This is a genomic window from Mycobacterium farcinogenes (assembly GCF_019739075.1).
Taxonomy (GTDB): Bacteria; Actinomycetota; Actinomycetes; order Mycobacteriales; family Mycobacteriaceae; genus Mycobacterium; species Mycobacterium senegalense.
Genome location: NZ_CP081673.1, coordinates 3,615,239 through 3,633,527 on the forward strand (window position 1 = coordinate 3,615,239; position 18,289 = coordinate 3,633,527).

General features: G+C 65.7%; 14 protein-coding genes. 6 read left to right on the forward strand and 8 right to left on the reverse strand.

Annotated features, from left to right (window positions below):
• Positions 1 to 16 precede the first annotated feature (16 nt).
• Positions 17 to 922, reverse strand: a complete 906-nt coding sequence (locus tag K6L26_RS17250) for an amino acid ABC transporter permease (RefSeq protein WP_036387502.1) — start codon at positions 920 to 922, stop codon at positions 17 to 19.
• 7 nt (positions 923 to 929) lie between these two features.
• Positions 930 to 1,817: an ABC transporter substrate-binding protein gene (locus tag K6L26_RS17255; RefSeq protein ID WP_076211845.1), complete on the reverse strand. Its 888-nt coding sequence runs from the start codon at positions 1,815 to 1,817 to the stop codon at positions 930 to 932.
• Between the two features lie 208 nt (positions 1,818 to 2,025).
• Here K6L26_RS17255 and K6L26_RS17260 point away from each other — a divergent pair, with 208 nt between their 5' ends.
• The 6 genes from K6L26_RS17260 (at position 2,026) to K6L26_RS17285 (ending at position 8,935) form a co-directional block, all read left to right on the forward strand.
• Entirely contained in the window at positions 2,026 to 2,607 is a 582-nt protein-coding gene (locus K6L26_RS17260) for an HdeD family acid-resistance protein (protein WP_019347954.1), read from the forward strand.
• A gap of 90 nt (positions 2,608 to 2,697) precedes the next feature.
• A complete protein-coding gene (locus K6L26_RS17265) occupies positions 2,698 to 4,188 on the forward strand; it encodes a cytochrome ubiquinol oxidase subunit I (protein WP_221850913.1) in 1,491 nt (496 codons plus the stop codon).
• A 15-nt stretch (positions 4,189 to 4,203) separates the two neighbouring features.
• Complete coding sequence (gene cydB, locus K6L26_RS17270) at positions 4,204 to 5,244, forward strand: cytochrome d ubiquinol oxidase subunit II (RefSeq protein ID WP_019347952.1); 1,041 nt, start codon at positions 4,204 to 4,206, stop codon at positions 5,242 to 5,244.
• Positions 5,245 to 5,294: 50 nt separating this feature from the next.
• A complete protein-coding gene (gene cydD / locus K6L26_RS17275) occupies positions 5,295 to 6,848 on the forward strand; it encodes a thiol reductant ABC exporter subunit CydD (protein ID WP_208862457.1) in 1,554 nt (517 codons plus the stop codon).
• Positions 6,835 to 8,367, forward strand: a complete 1,533-nt coding sequence (locus tag K6L26_RS17280; RefSeq protein ID WP_085141290.1) for an ATP-binding cassette domain-containing protein — start codon at positions 6,835 to 6,837, stop codon at positions 8,365 to 8,367. Before cydD ends, K6L26_RS17280 begins: the two co-directional genes overlap by 14 nt.
• 10 nt (positions 8,368 to 8,377) lie before the next feature.
• Complete coding sequence (locus K6L26_RS17285) at positions 8,378 to 8,935, forward strand: DUF4190 domain-containing protein (RefSeq protein WP_064899672.1); 558 nt, start codon at positions 8,378 to 8,380, stop codon at positions 8,933 to 8,935.
• Positions 8,936 to 8,941: 6 nt separating this feature from the next.
• Here K6L26_RS17285 and K6L26_RS17290 read toward each other — a convergent pair whose 3' ends face one another.
• The 6 genes from K6L26_RS17290 to K6L26_RS17315 form a co-directional block, all read right to left on the reverse strand.
• On the reverse strand, positions 8,942 to 9,814 hold the full coding sequence (locus tag K6L26_RS17290) for an acyl-CoA thioesterase II (protein WP_036387506.1): 873 nt from the start codon (positions 9,812 to 9,814) through the stop codon (positions 8,942 to 8,944).
• 51 nt (positions 9,815 to 9,865) lie between these two features.
• Positions 9,866 to 11,284, reverse strand: a complete 1,419-nt coding sequence (gene pyk / locus K6L26_RS17295) for a pyruvate kinase (protein ID WP_036387508.1) — start codon at positions 11,282 to 11,284, stop codon at positions 9,866 to 9,868.
• Between the two features lie 27 nt (positions 11,285 to 11,311).
• Positions 11,312 to 12,814 carry a glutamate synthase subunit beta gene (locus tag K6L26_RS17300; protein WP_047037797.1) on the reverse strand — a complete coding sequence of 501 codons (1,503 nt, stop codon included), beginning with the start codon at positions 12,812 to 12,814 and terminating at the stop codon, positions 11,312 to 11,314.
• The gene (gltB, locus tag K6L26_RS17305) at positions 12,807 to 17,375 is read right to left on the reverse strand and encodes a glutamate synthase large subunit (protein ID WP_221850915.1); all 4,569 of its coding nucleotides are present in this window, start codon (positions 17,373 to 17,375) and stop codon (positions 12,807 to 12,809) included. The genes K6L26_RS17300 and gltB overlap by 8 nt, the downstream gene beginning before the upstream one ends.
• Positions 17,376 to 17,460: 85 nt before the next feature.
• Positions 17,461 to 17,874, reverse strand: coding sequence for a DUF2752 domain-containing protein (locus tag K6L26_RS17310; RefSeq protein WP_064899676.1), 414 nt, complete (start codon positions 17,872 to 17,874; stop codon positions 17,461 to 17,463).
• On the reverse strand, positions 17,864 to 18,265 hold the full coding sequence (locus K6L26_RS17315; RefSeq protein ID WP_064899678.1) for a TM2 domain-containing protein: 402 nt from the start codon (positions 18,263 to 18,265) through the stop codon (positions 17,864 to 17,866). Before K6L26_RS17315 ends, K6L26_RS17310 begins: the two co-directional genes overlap by 11 nt.
• Positions 18,266 to 18,289 lie beyond the last annotated feature (24 nt).

The following is an 18,289-nucleotide window of genomic DNA, read 5'->3' on the forward strand; positions in this document are numbered from 1 at the left end:
GGTTCGGCGGCGGCGGTCATGGATGTGGTTCTCCCATCTGCGCTTTGGCCAACGCCTCGAGCTGTTTGGAGGTGAGCTTGCGCGAGGCACCCCGCGAGAAGTGCCGCTCGAGGTAATACTGCCCGACCATGAGCACACTGGTGATCGCGAGATACCAGGTGGAGGCCACCAGCAGCAGCGGCACCGGCTCGAACAGCGCGACGCCGATATCTTTTGAGCGACCGTACAATTCGAAGCTGTAGGGAACCGCTGTGACCAGCGACGTGGTCTTCAGCATGCTGATGAACTCATTGCCGGTCGGCGGGATGATGACCCGCATCGCCTGGGGAAGAACGGTGCGGCGCATGGTCATTCCCCATGACATGCCGAGCGCGATCGACGCCTCGGTCTGACCTTCGGGCACCGAGATCAGGCCCCCGCGGATGATCTCGGCCATGTAGGCGGCCTCGTTGAGACCCAGACCCAGCACCGCCAGCCAGAAGACGTTCGGATCCGAGAGGCTGAATTCGAACAGCCGCGGACCGAACGGGACACCGATCTGAATGTTCTGGTAGATCACCGGGACCAGGCCCCACAGCACCAACTGCACGTAGATCGGCGTGCCGCGGAAGATCCACAGATAGGTCCAGGAAACCGCTTTGAGCACCGGGTTCGGCGAGAGCCGCATCACCGCGAGCAGCACACCGAGGATCAGGGCCAAGACCATCGAGTAGATGGTCAGCTGCAGCGTGTTCCAGGCTGCTTCCGAGATGCGTTGGTCGAAGAGGTACCTGGCGTACGTGTCCCATCCGTACGCCTCGTTGGTCGCCGCACCGTAGACGAACAACCCGAGCAGGACGAGTATGACGATCGCCGCCACCCACCGCCACGGGTGCCGTAGCGGAACAGCGTCAATGGCGGCCGGCGGCGATGCGTCACTCATCGGCGGCTCAGCTGATCGCACCGTTGACGACCGGCTTCTCGATCATCCCGTTCTCCGCACCCCAATTGGCGGCTACCTGCTTGTAGACACCGTTGTCGATCAAGTGCTGAAGTGCCTGTTGCAGTGACGCGGCCAGCGGCGAACCCTTCTGCACCGCCCAGCCGTAAGGCGCGGAATCGAAGATCTCCCCCGCCTCCTCGAGCTTTCCGTTGCTCTGTTTGATCGCGTACGCCGTCACCGGCGAATCCGCCGACATGGCGTCCGCCTGCCCGAGCATCACGGCACTCGTGGCCGCCGTCTGATCGTCGAACTTGACGACCTGGATTGCGGGCTTGCCCGCGTTGAGGCACTTCTCGTTGCGCGCGGGCATTTCTTCGGTGTCCTGAACCGTGGCGGTCTGCACGGCGACCTTCTTGCCGCACGCATCCTCCGGGTTGATCCCCGCACCGACCTTCTGCGCCCACGCCGAGCCGGCGTTGAAGTAGGTCACGAAGTCAACCTGTTCTTCACGCTTCTTCGAGTCGGTGAACGAGGACATGCCGACGTTGTAATTCCCGCCTTGAACCGACGGAATGATCTTGTCGAACAACGACGCCCGGTATTCCGGTGTCAGGCCCAGGGTGGCCGCGATCGCGTTCATCAAATCGACGTCGAAGCCGATGATCTGACCGGCGGGGTCCTTGAACTCGTTGGGCGGGTACGACGGGTCGGTGCCGACGATCAGCTTGCCGCTCGACTTGATCGGCTCCGGCAGCGTGTTGGCGATCGCGTCGACCTTTTCAACCTTTGCCGCGGTGGTCGCCTTGGTTTCGGATCCACCGGATTCGGTATTGCTCGCGCAACCCGACATGGCGAGTGCACCGCTCGCGGCGACGACCACCGCGAAACGCCACAACTTGCTTCGTCGGGGACGACATCCAACAGTCACGATTGCCTCTTCTCTTTCGTCTGCGGCTGTAGTCGGGCTATCCCAAATCGGAGACGTTAACGGCCCCCGGCCGGGGGTGCAGCGCCGGTAACGGAACCTTAACGAGCATGGTTCGACACCACAGCCGTACCGTAAAATCCGTGTTCAGGGCCGCTGCGTATGCCACACTGCGACCATGGAAAGCACCGCTGCCCCAAGCCTGTTGCCGCACCTGTGGAAGTCTGCATTAGTCGGCGGCATCCTCGCGATCCTCCTGGGCATCCTCGTTTTCATCCGTCCCGGAGCAGCAATCTTCGTCACCGCCATCTTTTTCGGCGCCTACCTGTTGATCACCGGTATCTCGCAGCTCGTGCTGGCGTTCAGCATCCGGTCGTCGGTCGGCGGCCGGGTGTTGCTGTTCATCGGCGGCGCCGCGGCACTGGTGCTCGCAGTGCTGTGCTTCGTCAACCTGCAGAATTCGGTCGACCTGCTGGCGATCTGGATCGGGGTCGGGTTCATCTTCCGCGGCGTCGCAACCGCGATGTCAGCCATCGGAGATCCCTCGCTGCCGGGGCGCATCTGGGAGATCGTCGTCGGCGTCATCAGCGTGATCGCAGGCATCATCATGTTCGTCGCTCCACTTGAGGGTCTGGTCGCGCTGACCCAGGTGACCGGCATCATCCTCATCGTGGTCGGGGTGTTCGAGGTGATCTCGGCATTCGGAATCCGCAGCGACGCCAAAAAACTCGCCGCCGTCTCATCCCAGGGGGCGGCGTGACGTAACACACCGGTCATGGCCAGTGGCTGGTTCCCGAGCATCTACTACACTCCGTCGTAGATTGGTCTGAGACCTCGGAAGTAGGACCAGATGGACGCTTTGGACGTATCGCGGTGGCAGTTCGGCATCACCACCGTCTACCACTTCATATTCGTTCCGCTCACTATCGGATTAGCGCCGCTGATCGCGGTCATGCAGACGATGTGGGTGGTCACCGGCAACGACAGCTGGTACCGCCTGACTCGATTCTTCGGCAAGTTGTTCCTCATCAACTTCGCGATCGGTGTGGCCACCGGCATCGTGCAGGAATTCCAGTTCGGCATGAACTGGAGCGAATACTCGCGTTTCGTCGGCGACATCTTCGGAGCACCGCTGGCATTCGAAGGCCTGGTCGCGTTCTTCGTCGAGTCCACGTTCATCGGATTGTGGATCTTCGGCTGGACTCGGCTGCCGCGCGCGGTGCATCTGTTCTGCATCTGGATGGTGGCCTTCGCCGTGAACGCGTCGGCCTTCTTCATCATCGCGGCCAACTCGTTCATGCAGCACCCGGTCGGGGCGAAGTTCAACCCGGAGAGCGGGTGGGCAGAGCTCATCGACTTCGGCGCTCTGCTGACCAACAACACCGCGATCTGGGCATTCCTGCACGTGGTCGCCGGATCGCTGCTCACCGCGGGCACCTTCGTCGCTGCCGTGAGTGCGTGGCTGATGGTGCGGGACCGGCGCAAGGCCGCTCGCGAGGCGCTGGACGCCCCGGCCGCAGACCTCGGAGCCGAATCCGCCGGAATGTACCGGCCCGCAACGATTCTGGGCAGCGTCGTGGCCTTGGCCGCGGTGGTGGTGTTGTTCTTCACAGGTGATGTCCAGGGCAAGCTGATGTTCGTTCAGCAACCCATGAAAATGGCCTCGGCCGAATCGCTTTGCGACACCCAGACCGATCCGGACTTCTCGGTGCTGACCGTCGGCACGCACAACAACTGCGCCAGCGTGACTCACGTAATCGAAGTTCCCTACGTGCTGCCCTTCCTGGCCGAGGGCAAATTCAGCGGCGTCACCCTCGAAGGTGTCAACGACCTACAGCAGAAGTACGAAGCCAAGTTCGGACCCGGCGACTACCGGCCGAACCTGTTCGTCACCTACTGGTCATTCCGGGCCATGATCGGGCTCATGCTGATACCACTGGCGTTCGCACTGGTGGCGCTGTGGATGACCCGCGGACGACGGCTCCCCGATCAGCGGTGGTTCGGCACTTTGGCTCTGATCACCCTGCCCACGCCGTTCCTGGCCAATTCCGCGGGCTGGGTGTTCACCGAAATGGGGCGTCAGCCCTGGGTGGTGGTACCGAATCCGACCGGCGACCAAATGGTCCGGCTGACCGTGCAACAGGGTGTCTCGGACCATTCGGCCGGCACGGTGTTCTTCTCCCTCGCGGTGTTCACCTTGCTCTACGGCGTCCTCGCAGTTGTCTGGTTCTGGCTCATGCGGCGTTACGTGACCGAAGGGCCTCTGGAGCACGATTCCGAGCCGGCCCCGCCAACTCCGCCCGACGAGGACGAATCCGCCCCATTGTCTTTCGCGTACTGAGAGGACTGATCTCAGATGGGACTCCAAGAACTCTGGTTCATCCTCATCGCCGTCCTGTTCCTCGGATTCGTGGTACTGGAGGGATTCGACTTCGGCGTCGGGATGCTGATGGCCCCGCTGGGCAGCGCGGGCGAGGGCGATCCGGAAAGCCGCAGGCGAGCGGTCCTGAACACCATCGGGCCGGTGTGGGATGCCAACGAGGTGTGGCTGATCACCGCGGGCGCGGCCATGTTCGCCGCCTTCCCGAACTGGTACGCCACCCTGTTCTCGGCGTTGTACCTGCCGCTGCTGGCGATTCTGTTCGGGATGATCCTGCGCATCGTTGGTATCGAGTGGCGCGGCAAGATCGACGACACCAAGTGGCGGAAGTATGCCGACCTCGGTATCGCCGTCGGCTCGTGGTTGCCGGCCATCCTCTGGGGTGTCGCGTTCGCAATCCTGTTGCGTGGCTTGCCGATTGACGCCGACCATCGGGTTCATGCCGGAATCGGCGACATACTCAATGCGTATACCCTGCTCGGTGGGCTCGCGACGGCCTCGTTGTTCGCGTTCTACGGGTCGGTGTTCATCGCCTTGAAAACCGCTGGGCCCATACGCGATGACGCCTTCCGGTTCGCCCGGCTACTGACTCTGCCGGTGATCCTGCTGGCCGGGGGCTTCGGGTTGTGGACACAGCTGGAATACGGGAAGCCGTGGACGTGGGCGCCGCTAGCGGTCGCGGTGATCGCGCTGCTGGTTTCGGTGGCATTGATGTGGTCGCGGTCCCGGGAGGGCTGGGCGTTCATCGCCACCGTGATAGTCGTGGCGGCCGTGGTCATGTTGCTGTTCGGGTCGATGTACCCCTACTTGCTGCCGTCCACCCTCGATCCGGAGTGGGGCGTGAGCATCTACAACGGCTCGTCGACCCCGTACACCTTGAAGATCATGACCTGGGCGTCGTTGACGCTGCTGCCTCTGGTTCTGGTGTACCAGGGATGGACGTACTGGGTCTTCCGGAAACGGATTTCCGCGGATCGCATCCCCGCCCCCATCGGACTGTCACGGCGGTCGGTCTGAACCTCTGGCGTGCACTCGGCGTCCGCGGCGCCACCGGGTCGACATCGGCGCTGCGGCGTCACCTCCTGGCGACAGTGACGTGTGGGGTGACGATCAGCGCCAGCACCATTGCCGCGGCCGTGGTGCTGGCCCACATCGTCGCCGGCACCATCACCGATCCGGGCTCGGCGACCCGACACGGTGCCGCCATCATCGGCCTCAGTGCGCTGTGGGTGCTGAGAGCAACCGCACAATGGCTCCAGGGCCGGTTGTCACAACGGGGCGCGACAGCGGTGATCGGCGAACTCACCGGCCAGGTGCTGCGCTCGGTGACCGCCTTGCCGCCAAGGAGATTGGCAGCCGATCGTGATGCCGCCGCGGTGGTGGTGACGCGCGGCCTCGACGGCCTGCGGCCGTACTTCACCGGCTATGTGCCCGCGGTGGTGCAGGCAGCGGTCCTCACGCCGGTAGCGGTGATCGTGATGGCCTGCTATGACCTGCAGGCCGCGGCAATCGTGGTCATCGCGCTGCCCCTGATCCCGATCTTCATGGTGCTCATCGGGCTGGTCACCGCTGAACGCTCGGCGGCCGCGCTGGCCTCGATGACCACGCTGCAGGCCCGCTTGCTCGATCTGGTGGCCGGAATCCCGACACTGCGGGCGGTCGGCCGCGCCGCCGGCTCCGCTCAGCGGATCACCGAGCTGGCCGCTGCCCACCGCCGTTCGGCGATGGCGACGTTGCGGATCGCCTTCCTGTCCTCGCTGGTTCTAGAGTTGCTGGCCACCCTGGGCGTGGCCTTGGTGGCGGTGAGCGTGGGTGTGCGCCTGGTCTACGGCGAGGTGACACTGACGGCCGGGTTGACCGTCCTGCTGTTGGCGCCGGAGGTCTTCTGGCCGCTGCGCCGGGTGGGTGCGGCGTTCCATGCGGCACAGGATGGCAAGACCGCAGCCGAACAGGCGTTCCGGCTGTGCGAAACGCAAACCCCGACCAAAGGCGGCGTGCAGGTGTCCGCATGCGCACCGACGATCGAGCTGGAGGGTCTGGGATCGGCAATCGAACCCGGCCGGGTGACAGTTCTCACCGGACCGAATGGCGCCGGGAAATCCACTGCGCTGCAAGCGATTATCGGATTGGCGACACTTCCATCGGGCCCGGTGCGGGTGGACGGGGTCGACGTCGGCGACCTGGATCTGACCACGTGGTGGCGCCACATCGCCTGGCTTCCGCACCGTCCCGTCCTCATTCCGGGGACCGTGCTGGAAAACCTGGAACTGCTGGGGCCGCTGGACGATGTGGAGCGGGCCTGCCGCGACACCGGATTCGATGACGTACTCGACGATCTGCCTGACGGTCTCAACACCCACATCGGCCGTACGGGCGTCGGCTTGTCTCTGGGCCAACGACAACGGCTGGGTCTCACCAGGGCCCTTGGGTCATCCGCGCGGCTGCTACTGCTCGACGAACCCACCGCCCACCTCGACGCCGCGATGGAGCAGCGAGTGCTGCAGGCAGTCGTTGCCCGCGCCCGCGCCGGTGCCACGGTGGTGGTGGTCGGACACCGGGATCCCGTACTGGCCATCGCCGACCAGGTGATCACGATTGGTGCTGCACATGTTTCGTCGTGATCCCCTCCTGCTCCTGGCAGTGGAGCTGCTGCGGCCGCGGTTGAGCCGACTGATCCTGGCAAGCGTTCTCGGTGTTCTTTCGCTCGGCAGCGCGTTGGCCCTTGCCGGTGTCTCGGCCTGGTTGATCACCAGGGCTTGGCAGATGCCCCCGATCTTGGACCTTTCGGTGGCCGTGGTCGCGGTACGGGCGCTGGGTATCTCACGCGGCGTCCTCGGCTATTGCCAACGACTGGCGGCCCACGACACGGCGCTGCGGGCAGCGGCCAATGCCCGCAGCGGCCTGTACCGCAAGCTCGCCGCGGCCCCGGACGACGATGCGATGAGACTGCCCAGCGGTGAATTGGTGGCCCGGGTCGGCAGCTCGGTCGATGAACTGGCCGACGTGGTGGTGCGTTCGGTGTTGCCGATCGTCGTTGCCATTGTGCTCAGCACGGTGTCCGTCGGTGTCATCGCGTTGATCTCGCCGAGTGCCGCGGCGGTGCTAGGCCTGTGTCTGTTGGTCGCCGGAGCCGTGGCACCCGCCATCACCGCCCGCGCGGTGGCCGCTGCGGAATCGGTTGCGGTTCAGCAGCGTAGCGACCGCGACGCCGCCGCCATGCTCGCGCTGGAATACGCCCCCGAGTTGCGCGTCAGCGGCCGACTCGACGAGGTGATCGCCACCGTGGACCGACGCCACCGCGACTGGGGCCGGGCCGCCGACCGCGCAGCCTTGCCCGCAGCCCTAGCCGCCGCCATGCCGAGCCTCGCCATCGGCGCCAGTGTCCTGGGAGCCGTCGCCGCAGGCATCGCACTGGCCACCACGGCCGCACCGACCACCCTGGCGATCCTCATGCTGTTGCCGTTGTCCGCCTTCGAGGCGACCACCGCCCTTCCCGACGCAGCCATCGGGCTGACCAAGTCGCGCATCGCGGCCCGGCGCCTGCTCGCACTCACCCATGGTGACCCCGAGGCCCGCCGGCGACCACAGGTCGCCCCGGTCGATCTGCCTGCCGGAGGGCGCCTCGCCGTGGTCGGCCCGAGCGGCTCAGGCAAAACCACGCTGCTGATGGCCATGGCCGACAGACTCAACGAAAACTCCAGGCGGGCAGCATTTTTCGCCGAGGACGCACACATCTTCGAAACCACGGTGCGCGACAATCTCCTCGTGGTCCGCGGGGATGCCACCGATGCCGAACTGCTCTCGGCGCTTGAGCGAGTCGGCCTCGCCGACTGGTTGTCCGGCCTGCCCGAGGGCTTGGCCACGGTACTCGAAGGCGGTCACACCGCGCTGTCGGCCGGTCAGCGCCGCCGACTGCTCCTGGCCAGGGTGCTGCTGTCAGATTTCTCGGTCGTTCTGCTCGATGAGCCTACGGAGAACCTCGACGCCGGCGACGGACAACGAGTGCTCGCCGAAATCCTCACTCCCGGTGAGTGGTTCGGCGCAGATCGAGCGGTCGTCGTGGCCACGCATCATCTTCCGGACACGCTCGACTGCCCCGTGGTCCGTTGTCCACAGCCAGGCACGGCTGTCGGCGAGTAGCCTCACAGACATGACCGACGAGCGATCCACCCCGCCCGGGTCTGACGACGAGCCGCAGCAGGCCGGAGCTCCCCCGCCACCGACATACCCGTACGGCCCGCCCCCCGGCGCGTATCCGGGGCCATACCCACCGGCGCCGCCATATGGCGCGTACCCGATGCAGCCCGCGCCGCGCGCCCCCGCCAACGGTCTGGGCATCGCGGCCCTGGTGATCGCGATCTTCGCGCTGCTGCTGACGTGGTCGGTGATCGGCGGAGTGATCTTCGGGGTCACCGCCGTGATCCTCGGCTTCCTCGCCCACGGGCGCTACCGGCGTGGCGAAGCCACCAACGGCGGAGTCGCTGTAACCGGAATCGCGCTCGGCGCGGTCGCCTGCGTGTTGTCCCTGGTGTTCATCGGGATCTGGGTGTACTTCGGGCAACGATGGTTCGACGAGGTCGGCGGCCGCGAGTACATGCACTGCCTGCAGCAGGCCGGCGACGACACCGCGGCCCAGCAGCGGTGCGAGAACGAGTTCGAGCGGCGGGTCGAGGATTCGTTCGGCGTGACGCCGACGCCTAGCCGCTGAGCGACTTCACGCCTTCGCCGTGCCGGGGAAGTACTTGACGATGCCTTCTTGCACCACCGTGGCCAACAACTGGCCCGAGGCGTCGAAGAAGTGTCCCGTGCCCAGGCCGCGGGACTCGGCCGCCACCGGCGAGGTGGTGGAGTAGAGCACCCATTCGTCGAACTTGACAGGCCGGTGAAACCACACCGAATGGTTCATCGTCACGGCGAAGATCCGGTCGAAGCCCCACGACAACCCGTGCGTGGTGATGATCGAATCGAGCACCGTGGTGTCCGACGAGTACACCAGGGCCGCACCGTGCAGCACCGGATCCTCGGGCATCACGCCTTCGGTCTTGAGCCACACCCGGTTGTGGTCGAGCTTGCCGCCCTTGTCCCGCATCACCCAGGCCGGATCGTTGGTGTACCGCCATTCGATCGGGCGCAACGCCTCGACGAACAACGGCACCGTCTCCTCGTAGCCGCGTAACAGCTCATCGATCTTGGGCAAGGTCTCCGGATGCGGAACCTCAGGTGCGGGCACACTGTGCTCCAGCCCCCGGCCGGCGTTCATGTAGGACAGCATCACTGTGGTCAGCAGGTTGCCGTCCTGCATGACATCGACCCGGCGGTTGGCGAAGCGCCGCTCGTCCCGCAGCCGCACGACGTGGAACTCCAGATCCTTCTCTGGATCACCACCGGCGATGAAATGCGCGTTCAACGCACTCGGAGACAGTTTGTGCTCCAGTGTGCGGCCACCGGCGACGAACGCCTGCGCGATCATCTGACCACCGAAGGTGCGCACCGGGTTCTTGCTCGGATGCGCACCGATGAACAAATCGTCGTCGACGCGATTCAGATCGAGAACAGCCAGCAGCTCCTCGAAATCCGGGTGTGTCAAGGAATGCCTTTCGAGATCTTTTGCCGGCGCCGTGTGGCTGACGACCTCTCGCTAGACGTCGTCCTCGCCGATGCGGTGCACGTGGATCAGATTGGTGGAGCCTACTGTGCCCGGCGGAGCGCCCGCGACGATGACCACCAGTTCACCGCGCTTGTAGCGGCCGAGCTCGAGCAGCGATTTGTCGACCTCACGGATCATGTCGTCGGTGTTGGACATCTCCGGCACGATGAACGTCTCGGTGCCCCAGGTGAGCGCCAGTTGGCTACGCACCTCAGGGAGCGCGGTGAACGCCAGCACCGGGAGCGGGGTGTGCAACCGGGCCAACCGGCGCACCGTATCTCCGGACTGGGTGAACGCCACCAGTGCCTTGGCGTCCAGCCGCTCACCGATATCGCGGGCCGCGTACGAGATCACGCCGCGCTTGGTGCGGGGGGTGTGGGTCAGCGGCGGCACCGACACCGAGTTGTCCTCGACCGCCTTGATGATGCGGGCCATCGTCTTGACGGCCTCCAACGGATACTTGCCGACCGAGGTCTCACCGGAGAGCATCACCGCGTCGGCCCCGTCGAGCACCGCGTTGGCTACATCGGACGCCTCGGCCCGGGTGGGCCGCGAGCTGTCGATCATCGACTCCAGCATCTGGGTGGCGACGATGACGGGTTTGGCGTTCTCCCTTGCCATCTGGATGGCGCGCTTCTGCACGAGCGGCACCTCTTCGAGCGGCAGTTCCACGCCGAGGTCGCCGCGCGCCACCATGATCGCGTCGAACGCGAGCACGATGGCCTCGAGGTTCTCGACCGCCTCCGGCTTTTCCAGCTTGGCGATCACCGGGACGCGCCGGCCGACACGGTCCATCACCTCATGAACCAGCTCGACGTCGGCGGGCGACCGGACGAACGACAGCGCGACCAGATCCACACCGAGCCGCAGCGCGAACTCGAGATCCTCGATGTCCTTCTCGGACAGGGCCGGCGCCGTCACGTTCATGCCCGGCAGCGACATGCCCTTGTTGTTGCTGACCGGACCGCCCTCGGTAACCGTGCAGACGACGTCGTTGCCGTCGATCTCGTCGACCTTCAGGCCGACATTGCCGTCGTCGACGAGCACCCGATCGCCCGGTCGAGCGTCCTCGGCCAGCCGTTTGTAGGTGGTCGATACCCGGTCATGGTCGCCCTCACAGTCATCGACAGTGATCCGCACCGATTCGCCGGTAGCCCAGTAGGTCGGCCCGTCGGCGAACCGGCCCAGCCGGATCTTGGGGCCCTGCAGGTCGGCGAGCACGCCCACGGCGTGACCCGTGGCGTCCGATGCCGCCCGCACCCGCTTGTAGGAAGCTTCGTGGTCGGAGTAATCACCGTGGCTGAAGTTCAGCCGGGCGACATCCATACCGGCCTCGACCAGGGCCCGCACCGTCTCATCCGTGCTGGTAGCCGGGCCAAGCGTACAAACGATCTTTCCGCGTCTGCTCACGTCATGTCAGCATAGTCGTTGATCGATTCAGATGACGGACAGAGGCAGCGTCCCCGGCCGCACCGGGGCCGGTAGATCCGACTCGCCCATCAGGTAGGCGTCCACCGCGTGCGCCGCGCTGCGTCCCTCGGCGATGGCCCACACCACCAGCGACGCGCCCCGGTGCGCGTCACCACAGACGAACACGCCGGGCGCGTCCGTCTGCCAGTCCGAACCGCACGACACCGTGCCGCGCCGAGTCAGCTTCAGGTTCAGCCCGTCGAGCAACGCCATGTGCTCGACGCCCTCGAACCCGATCGCCAGCAACGCCAGGTCACAGGGAATCTGCAACGACTCACCCACCGGGGTGATCTCGCGGCGCCCGTCGGCGTCGCGCGTCACCCGGACCTCGGCGATCTCGATGGCCCGCACGTGGCCGTCGTCGTCACCGATGAATCTCTGCACGGCCACCTCGAAACGCCGTGCACCGCCCTCTGCGTGGGCCGGGGACGTCCGCAGCACCAACGGCCACGTGGGCCACGGCGAGAGCTCATCGTCCCGGGTCTCCGGCGGCTCGGCGTTGTAGTCGAGCTGAGTCACCGACGCGGCCCCCTGCCGGTGCGCAGTCCCCAGACAGTCGGCGCCGGTGTCGCCGCCACCGATGATCACCACGTGCTTGCCCGCCGCCGAGATCGCCGCGGACGCATCACCCTCGCATTCGCGGTTGGCCGGCACCAGATGCTCCATCGCCAGGTGCACGCCGTCGAGTTCCCGGCCGGGCACGTCGTTGTCGCGGCCCCGCAGCGCACCGACGGCCAGCACCACCGCCTGGTGACGCTGACGCAACTGCTCGACCGTCAGGTCGACACCGACCTCGCATTCGGTGACGAACCGCGTGCCCTCGGCACGCATCTGGGCCAGGCGCTGGTTGAGCACCGACTTCTCGAGCTTGTATTCGGGAATGCCGTAACGCAGCAGACCGCCGACCCGATCGTCGCGCTCATAGACCGTGACCTCATGGCCGGCGCGGGTGAGTTGTTGTGCGGCAGCCAAACCCGCCGGACCGGAGCCGACGACAGCAACACTCTTGCCGGTGGAGATGGCGGCCGGCTGCGGTTCGACCGTCCCGTTCATCCAGGCGTGGTCGGCGATGGTCTGCTCGATCCGCTTGATCGTCACACTGCCGCCGGTCTGCTCCTCCGCGATCGACAGCACACAGGCCGCCTCACACGGCGCCGGGCACAGCCGCCCGGTGAACTCCGGGAAGTTGTTGGTGGCGTGCAGGCGATCGCTGGCCGCATCCCAGCGCCCGCGCCGCACCAAGTCATTCCACTCCGGGATCAAGTTCCCCAACGGGCAACCTGCCTTACCGGAGTGGCAGAACGGTATCCCGCAATCCATGCAGCGGCGCGCCTGCTGCGACACCTCACCGGCGCGCTCGCCTGCGTCCTCGCGTTCGTACACCTCGCGCCAGTCCCCCACCCGCTCCTCGACGGGTCGCTTGGCGGCCTCGATCTTCGGTACCCGAAGAAATCCGGTCGGATCAGCCACGGCTGGCCTCCATGATCGCGCTGTCCACATCGCGGCCCTCGGCCTTGGCCATCCGGGTTGCCTGCAGCACACGCTCGTAGTCGGTGGGCATTACTTTGGTGAATTGGGCACTGCGCCTAGGCCAATCAGCCAGGATCGAGCTGGCCAGCGTGCTGCCCGTGTGGCGCGCGTGATCGGCCACCACCGCGTGCAGCCAGGCCAGGTCTTCGGCCTCCAGCCGTTGCAGTTGCACCATTTCGGTGTTGACCCGAGCCGGGTCCAGGCCGAGCACGAACGCGATGCCACCGGACATGCCGGCGGCCAGGTTGCGCCCGGTCTTGCCCAGGATGACCACTCGCCCACCGGTCATGTACTCGCACGCGTGATCGCCCACGCCCTCGACAACCGCCAGCGCGCCTGAATTGCGGGCGCAGAACCGCTCACCCACCCGGCCCCGCAAGAACACTTCGCCTGACGTGGCGCCGTAGAGCAGCGTATTTCCGGCGATGACGTTGTCCTCGGGCAGGAACAGCACATCGTCTGGCGGCCGCACGATCACCCGGCCCCCGGAAAGACCCTTACCCACATAGTCATTGGCATCACCGATCAGCTCCAGCGTGACGCCAGGAGGCAGGAACGCCCCGATCGACTGGCCCGCCGACCCGGTCAAAGTGACGTGAATCGTGTTGTCGGGCAGACCTCCCGCACCGTAGCGGCGGGTCACCTCCGCTCCCAGCAGGGTGCCCACAGTGCGGTTGACATTGCGGACCGGCAGCTCCAGCCGCACCGGATGGGCGTCCTCCAAAGCACCCTCGGCGAGCTGGATCAGCGTTTGATCAAGCGCCTGATCGAGCCCATGATCCTGACCGCGCACCCGCCGCCGCTGGGTGAGCTCGCCGCCGTCGGAATCAACCGGCAATGCGAAAATCGGACTGAGGTCGAGCCCACGGCTCTTCCAGTGCGCCACACCGGGATCGGTATCGAGTACCTCAGCGTGACCGACCGCCTCGTCGATGCTGCGGAAACCCAGCTCAGCCAGGTAGCGGCGGATGTCCTCGGCGATGAATGTGAAGAAGTTCTCCACGAACTCGGGCTTGCCGTTGAACCGGGCCCGCAATTCAGGGTTCTGGGTGGCCACACCGACCGGGCACGTGTCCAGATGGCACACCCGCATCATGATGCAGCCCGACACCACCAGCGGTGCGGTAGCGAAGCCGAATTCTTCGGCCCCGAGCAGCGCGGCCACGATCACGTCGCGGGCACTGCGCATCCCGCCGTCACACTGGACCGTGATCCGATCCCGCAAACCGTTGAGCACCAACGTCTGCTGCGTGTCGGCCAGCCCGATCTCCCACGGCGCCCCGGCATGCTTGAGCGAGGTCAACGGTGCGGCACCGGTACCCCCGTCATAGCCGGAGATCAACACCACATCGGCATGCGCCTTGGACACGCCTGCCGCAACCGTCCCGACCCCCACACTGCTCACCAGCTTCACGTGGATCCGGGCGTCAGCATTGGCGTTCTTCAGATCATGGATCAGCTGGGCCAGATCCTCGATCGAATAGATGTCGTGATGCGGAGGCGGCGAGATCAAGCCGACACCGGGTGTGGAATGCCGCGTCTTGGCAATGTTGGGATACACCTTGTAGCCCGGAAGCTGGCCGCCCTCACCGGGTTTGGCGCCCTGGGCCATCTTGATCTGAATGTCGGTGGCGTTCACCAGATAGTCGCTGGTGACGCCGAAGCGACCCGAGGCCACCTGCTTGACGGCACTGCGCCGACGCGGATCGTAGAGCCGGTCGACATCCTCGCCGCCTTCACCACTGTTGGACCGCCCACCGAGGTTGTTCATGGCGATCGCCATGGTCTCGTGCGCCTCCGCCGAGATGGACCCATAACTCATCGCACCGGTGTTGAACCGGGTCACGATTGACTCGACGGGCTCGACCTCTTCCAGCGGAACCGGGGGCCGCAGCCCCTTCTTCAACTCGAACAGGCCGCGCAACGTCCCGCCTTCGCGCGACAGCCGGTCCACTTCCTCGGAGTACTTGGCGAAGATGTCACGACGTCCGGTCCGGGTCGAATGCTGGAGCAGGAAAACCACTTCCGGTGTGAACAGGTGCAGCTCGCCCTCCCGGCGGAAGGCGTACTCACCACCGACCTCGAGCCGGCGGTGCACCCGCTCGGTGGGGTTCTCCGGGTAGGCCCGCCGGTGCCGGAGCTTGACCTCCTCAGCCAGCACGTCCAGACCGACGCCGCCGAGTTGGCTGGGAGTGCCGGTGAAGTACTGGTCGACGACGTCGCGGCTCAGCCCGATCGCCTCGAAAACCTGTGCGGCAGTGTAGGAGGCGACAGTCGAGATGCCCATCTTGCTCATCACCTTGACCACGCCCTTACCCAGTGCCTTGACGTAATTGCGCACAGCGGCGGCGGTTTCGATACCGGTGAGCTCACCCTCGCGGATCAGATCCTCGATCGACTCGAACGCCAGATACGGATTGACGGCGGCAGCACCGTATCCGATGAGCATGGCAATGTGGTGGACTTCCCGGGCATCGCCGCTTTCCACCACCAACGCCACCTTGGTGCGTTCCTTGGTGCGGATGAGGTGGTGGTGTACCGCCGAAACGGCGAGCAATGACGGGACCGGAGCCCGCGTGTGGTCGGAATCCCGATCCGAGATGACCAGGGTGCGAGCGCCTTTGGCAATAGCCTCGGTGGCCCGCATCTGCAGGTCATCGAGCGCCTCCGCCAGACCTTCCCCTCCCCGTTCAACGTCGTAGAGGGCGCGCAACACGGTGGTACGCAGGCCTGGATGCTCGCCGTCGTCGTTGACGTGGACGATCTTGCTCAGCTCGTCGTTGTCCAGAACCGGCCAGCGCAAGACGATCTGACGACATGATGCCGCCGAGGGTTCCAGCAAGTTCTCCTCGGGACCCATCACGCGCGCCATCGACGTGACCACCTCTTCGCGGATGGCGTCCAATGGCGGGTTGGTGACCTGAGCGAACAGTTCGACAAAGTAGTCGTAGAGCAGCCGTGAGCGCTTGGAGAGCACCGCGACCGGAGTATCGGTGCCCATGGAACCGAGCGGCTCACCACCTGAAGCCGCCATCGGGGTCAACAGGATCCGCAGTTCCTCTTCGGTGTAGCCGAAGGCGATCTGCCGACGCACCACCGACTCATGATTCGGCTGGATACGGGTCCGCTCGGGCAACGTGGCCAGATCGAGCAATCCGGCATGCAGCCACTCACCGTAGGGTTCGGCCGTAGCCAACTGCTCCTTGATCTCGTCGTCTCCGATGATGCGCCCGGCGGCCGTGTCGACCAGGAACATCTTCCCGGGCTGCAGCCGGCCCTTGGCGACGATCTCGCCCGACGGCACGTCGAGCACACCGCTCTCGCTGGCCAGGATGATCCGGTCGTCGACCGTGCGCCACCACCGGCCCGGACGTAAACCATTGCGGTCCAACACTGCACCGACCACGGTGCCGTCGGTAAACGTGACGCAGGCCGGCCCGTCCCACGGCTCCATCAGCGAGGCGTGGAACTTCCAGAACGCACGCTCCGCGGCGTCCATGGTGGTGGCGTTCTCCCACGCCTCCGGGATCATCATCAGCACCGCATGCGGCAGGCTGCGCCCACCCAGATGCAACAGTTCGAGCACCTCGTCGAACGACGCCGAGTCGGAGGCGTCCGGGGTGCAGATCGGCGACAGCCGGCTCAGGTCACCGGGAATCCGTGCGCTGGACAGCAGGGCCTCCCGGGCATGCATCCGGTTGCGGTTGCCGCGCACGGTGTTGATCTCACCGTTGTGGGCCACGAACCGGAACGGATGCGCCAGCGGCCAAGACGGGAAGGTGTTGGTCGAGAAGCGACTGTGCACGATCGCGATCGCGCTCACGCAGCGCTCGTCGCGCAGATCCGGAAAGTACTGCGGCAGCTGCATCGTCGTCAGCATGCCCTTGTACACGATCGTCCGGCTCGACAGCGACGCGAAGTAGACCGCGTCGGCGCCCGTGGCCTGTTCGGCCCGCTTGCGTAGCGGATAAACCTTGCGGTCGAGCTCGATCCCGCCGAGCCGGACGCCACCGTGTTCCGGTGCCGCGACGAAAAACTGCGCCATGTGCGGCATGCAGCCCAGCGCCGTCTTACCGATCCCAGCACCATCCGGATCCACGGGAAGCTCCCGCCAGCCCAGCACCTCCAAGCCTTCCTCGGCGGTCAAAGCCTCGATGCGGGCGCGGGCGGCACTGCGCGCGTCCTCATCCTGGGGCAGAAAGCAGATGCCGGCGGCGAAGGTGTTGCTGCCGTCGGGTGCGGGGCCGGGGAGCGCGAAATTGACCAGCTCGCGTAGCAGTTCGACCGGCAGCTGCAGCAGGATGCCGGCACCGTCACCGCTGTTGGGCTCGGCGCCGGCAGCGCCACGGTGTTCGAGATGCTCCAGAGCTGTCAGACCGTCAGCGACGATGCCGTGGGAGCGGCGACCCTGGATATCGGTGATCATGGCCACGCCGCAGGAATCGGCCTCGTTGGCGGGGTCATAGAGCCCCTGCGCATCTGGCAATGCCGAGAACAGCACTTGATCGCACCTCCGCAAGTCCGGAACATCCTGGTCCCGGGACTGCACCGGCCCGAATTTTCAGTGTATCAGCGCTGATGGGCTACTACTGAGCCGTTAATGTGGGGACCAGCGGGAACCCGGGCACGTTACGGACCACCGTCCAGATCATCACCGCCGCCGCGATCGTCACGACTGCCGGCCACGGGAACAATGTCTTGCCCTGCCGCCGCCGCACCAGCATCCATACGAGCAATGCGGGCAGGCCGACCAGTGCGAATACGTTGTCGACGATCGCTGCGCCGACGTCACCATGCAACAGGTCGTGGGTCATCCGCAGACCGCCACAGCCCGGGCAGTTCCATCCCGTCAGGGCCTTGAACGGGCATTCCGGGAACAGAAATCCCGGGCGGTGCGGGTCGGCCAACCCGATGTATGCCAACGCACCTGCACCGAGTGCCCCGGCAGTCACCAGCGAGAGCCGTCCCGCCGTCGTATCGATGAAGGCGCTACGTTCCATCACGTAACGGGCGCCCGTAGGGGTCGCGGACCTTGTCAGTGAGGATCAGGACGGCGTCCACGATCCCCCAGATGATGGCGCCGAGGGTGCAGGTCACCAGGCCCACGATCAGCTGAATGACGCCGAGCTTGGTATCGCCGATGTAGATCCGTCCCAGCCCGACGAAGCCGAACAAGCCGACCAACTGCAAGAGACCGGCGATCACCTTCGACTTGTCGGAAAGCGGCTCACCGGTGATCGGATGGCGACCGTAGGGCGCGCCCAGATCTCCATGCGACGGCGGGTACGGCGGGTAACCCGGCGGCGTCGGCGGCGGATACCCCGCCGGCGGCGGAAAGCCGGCCGGGTACGGTCCGTTCGAGGGATCCGGGGACTGAGGCGGTTCAGTCATACAGCCAGGATGCCAGAGCGGCGG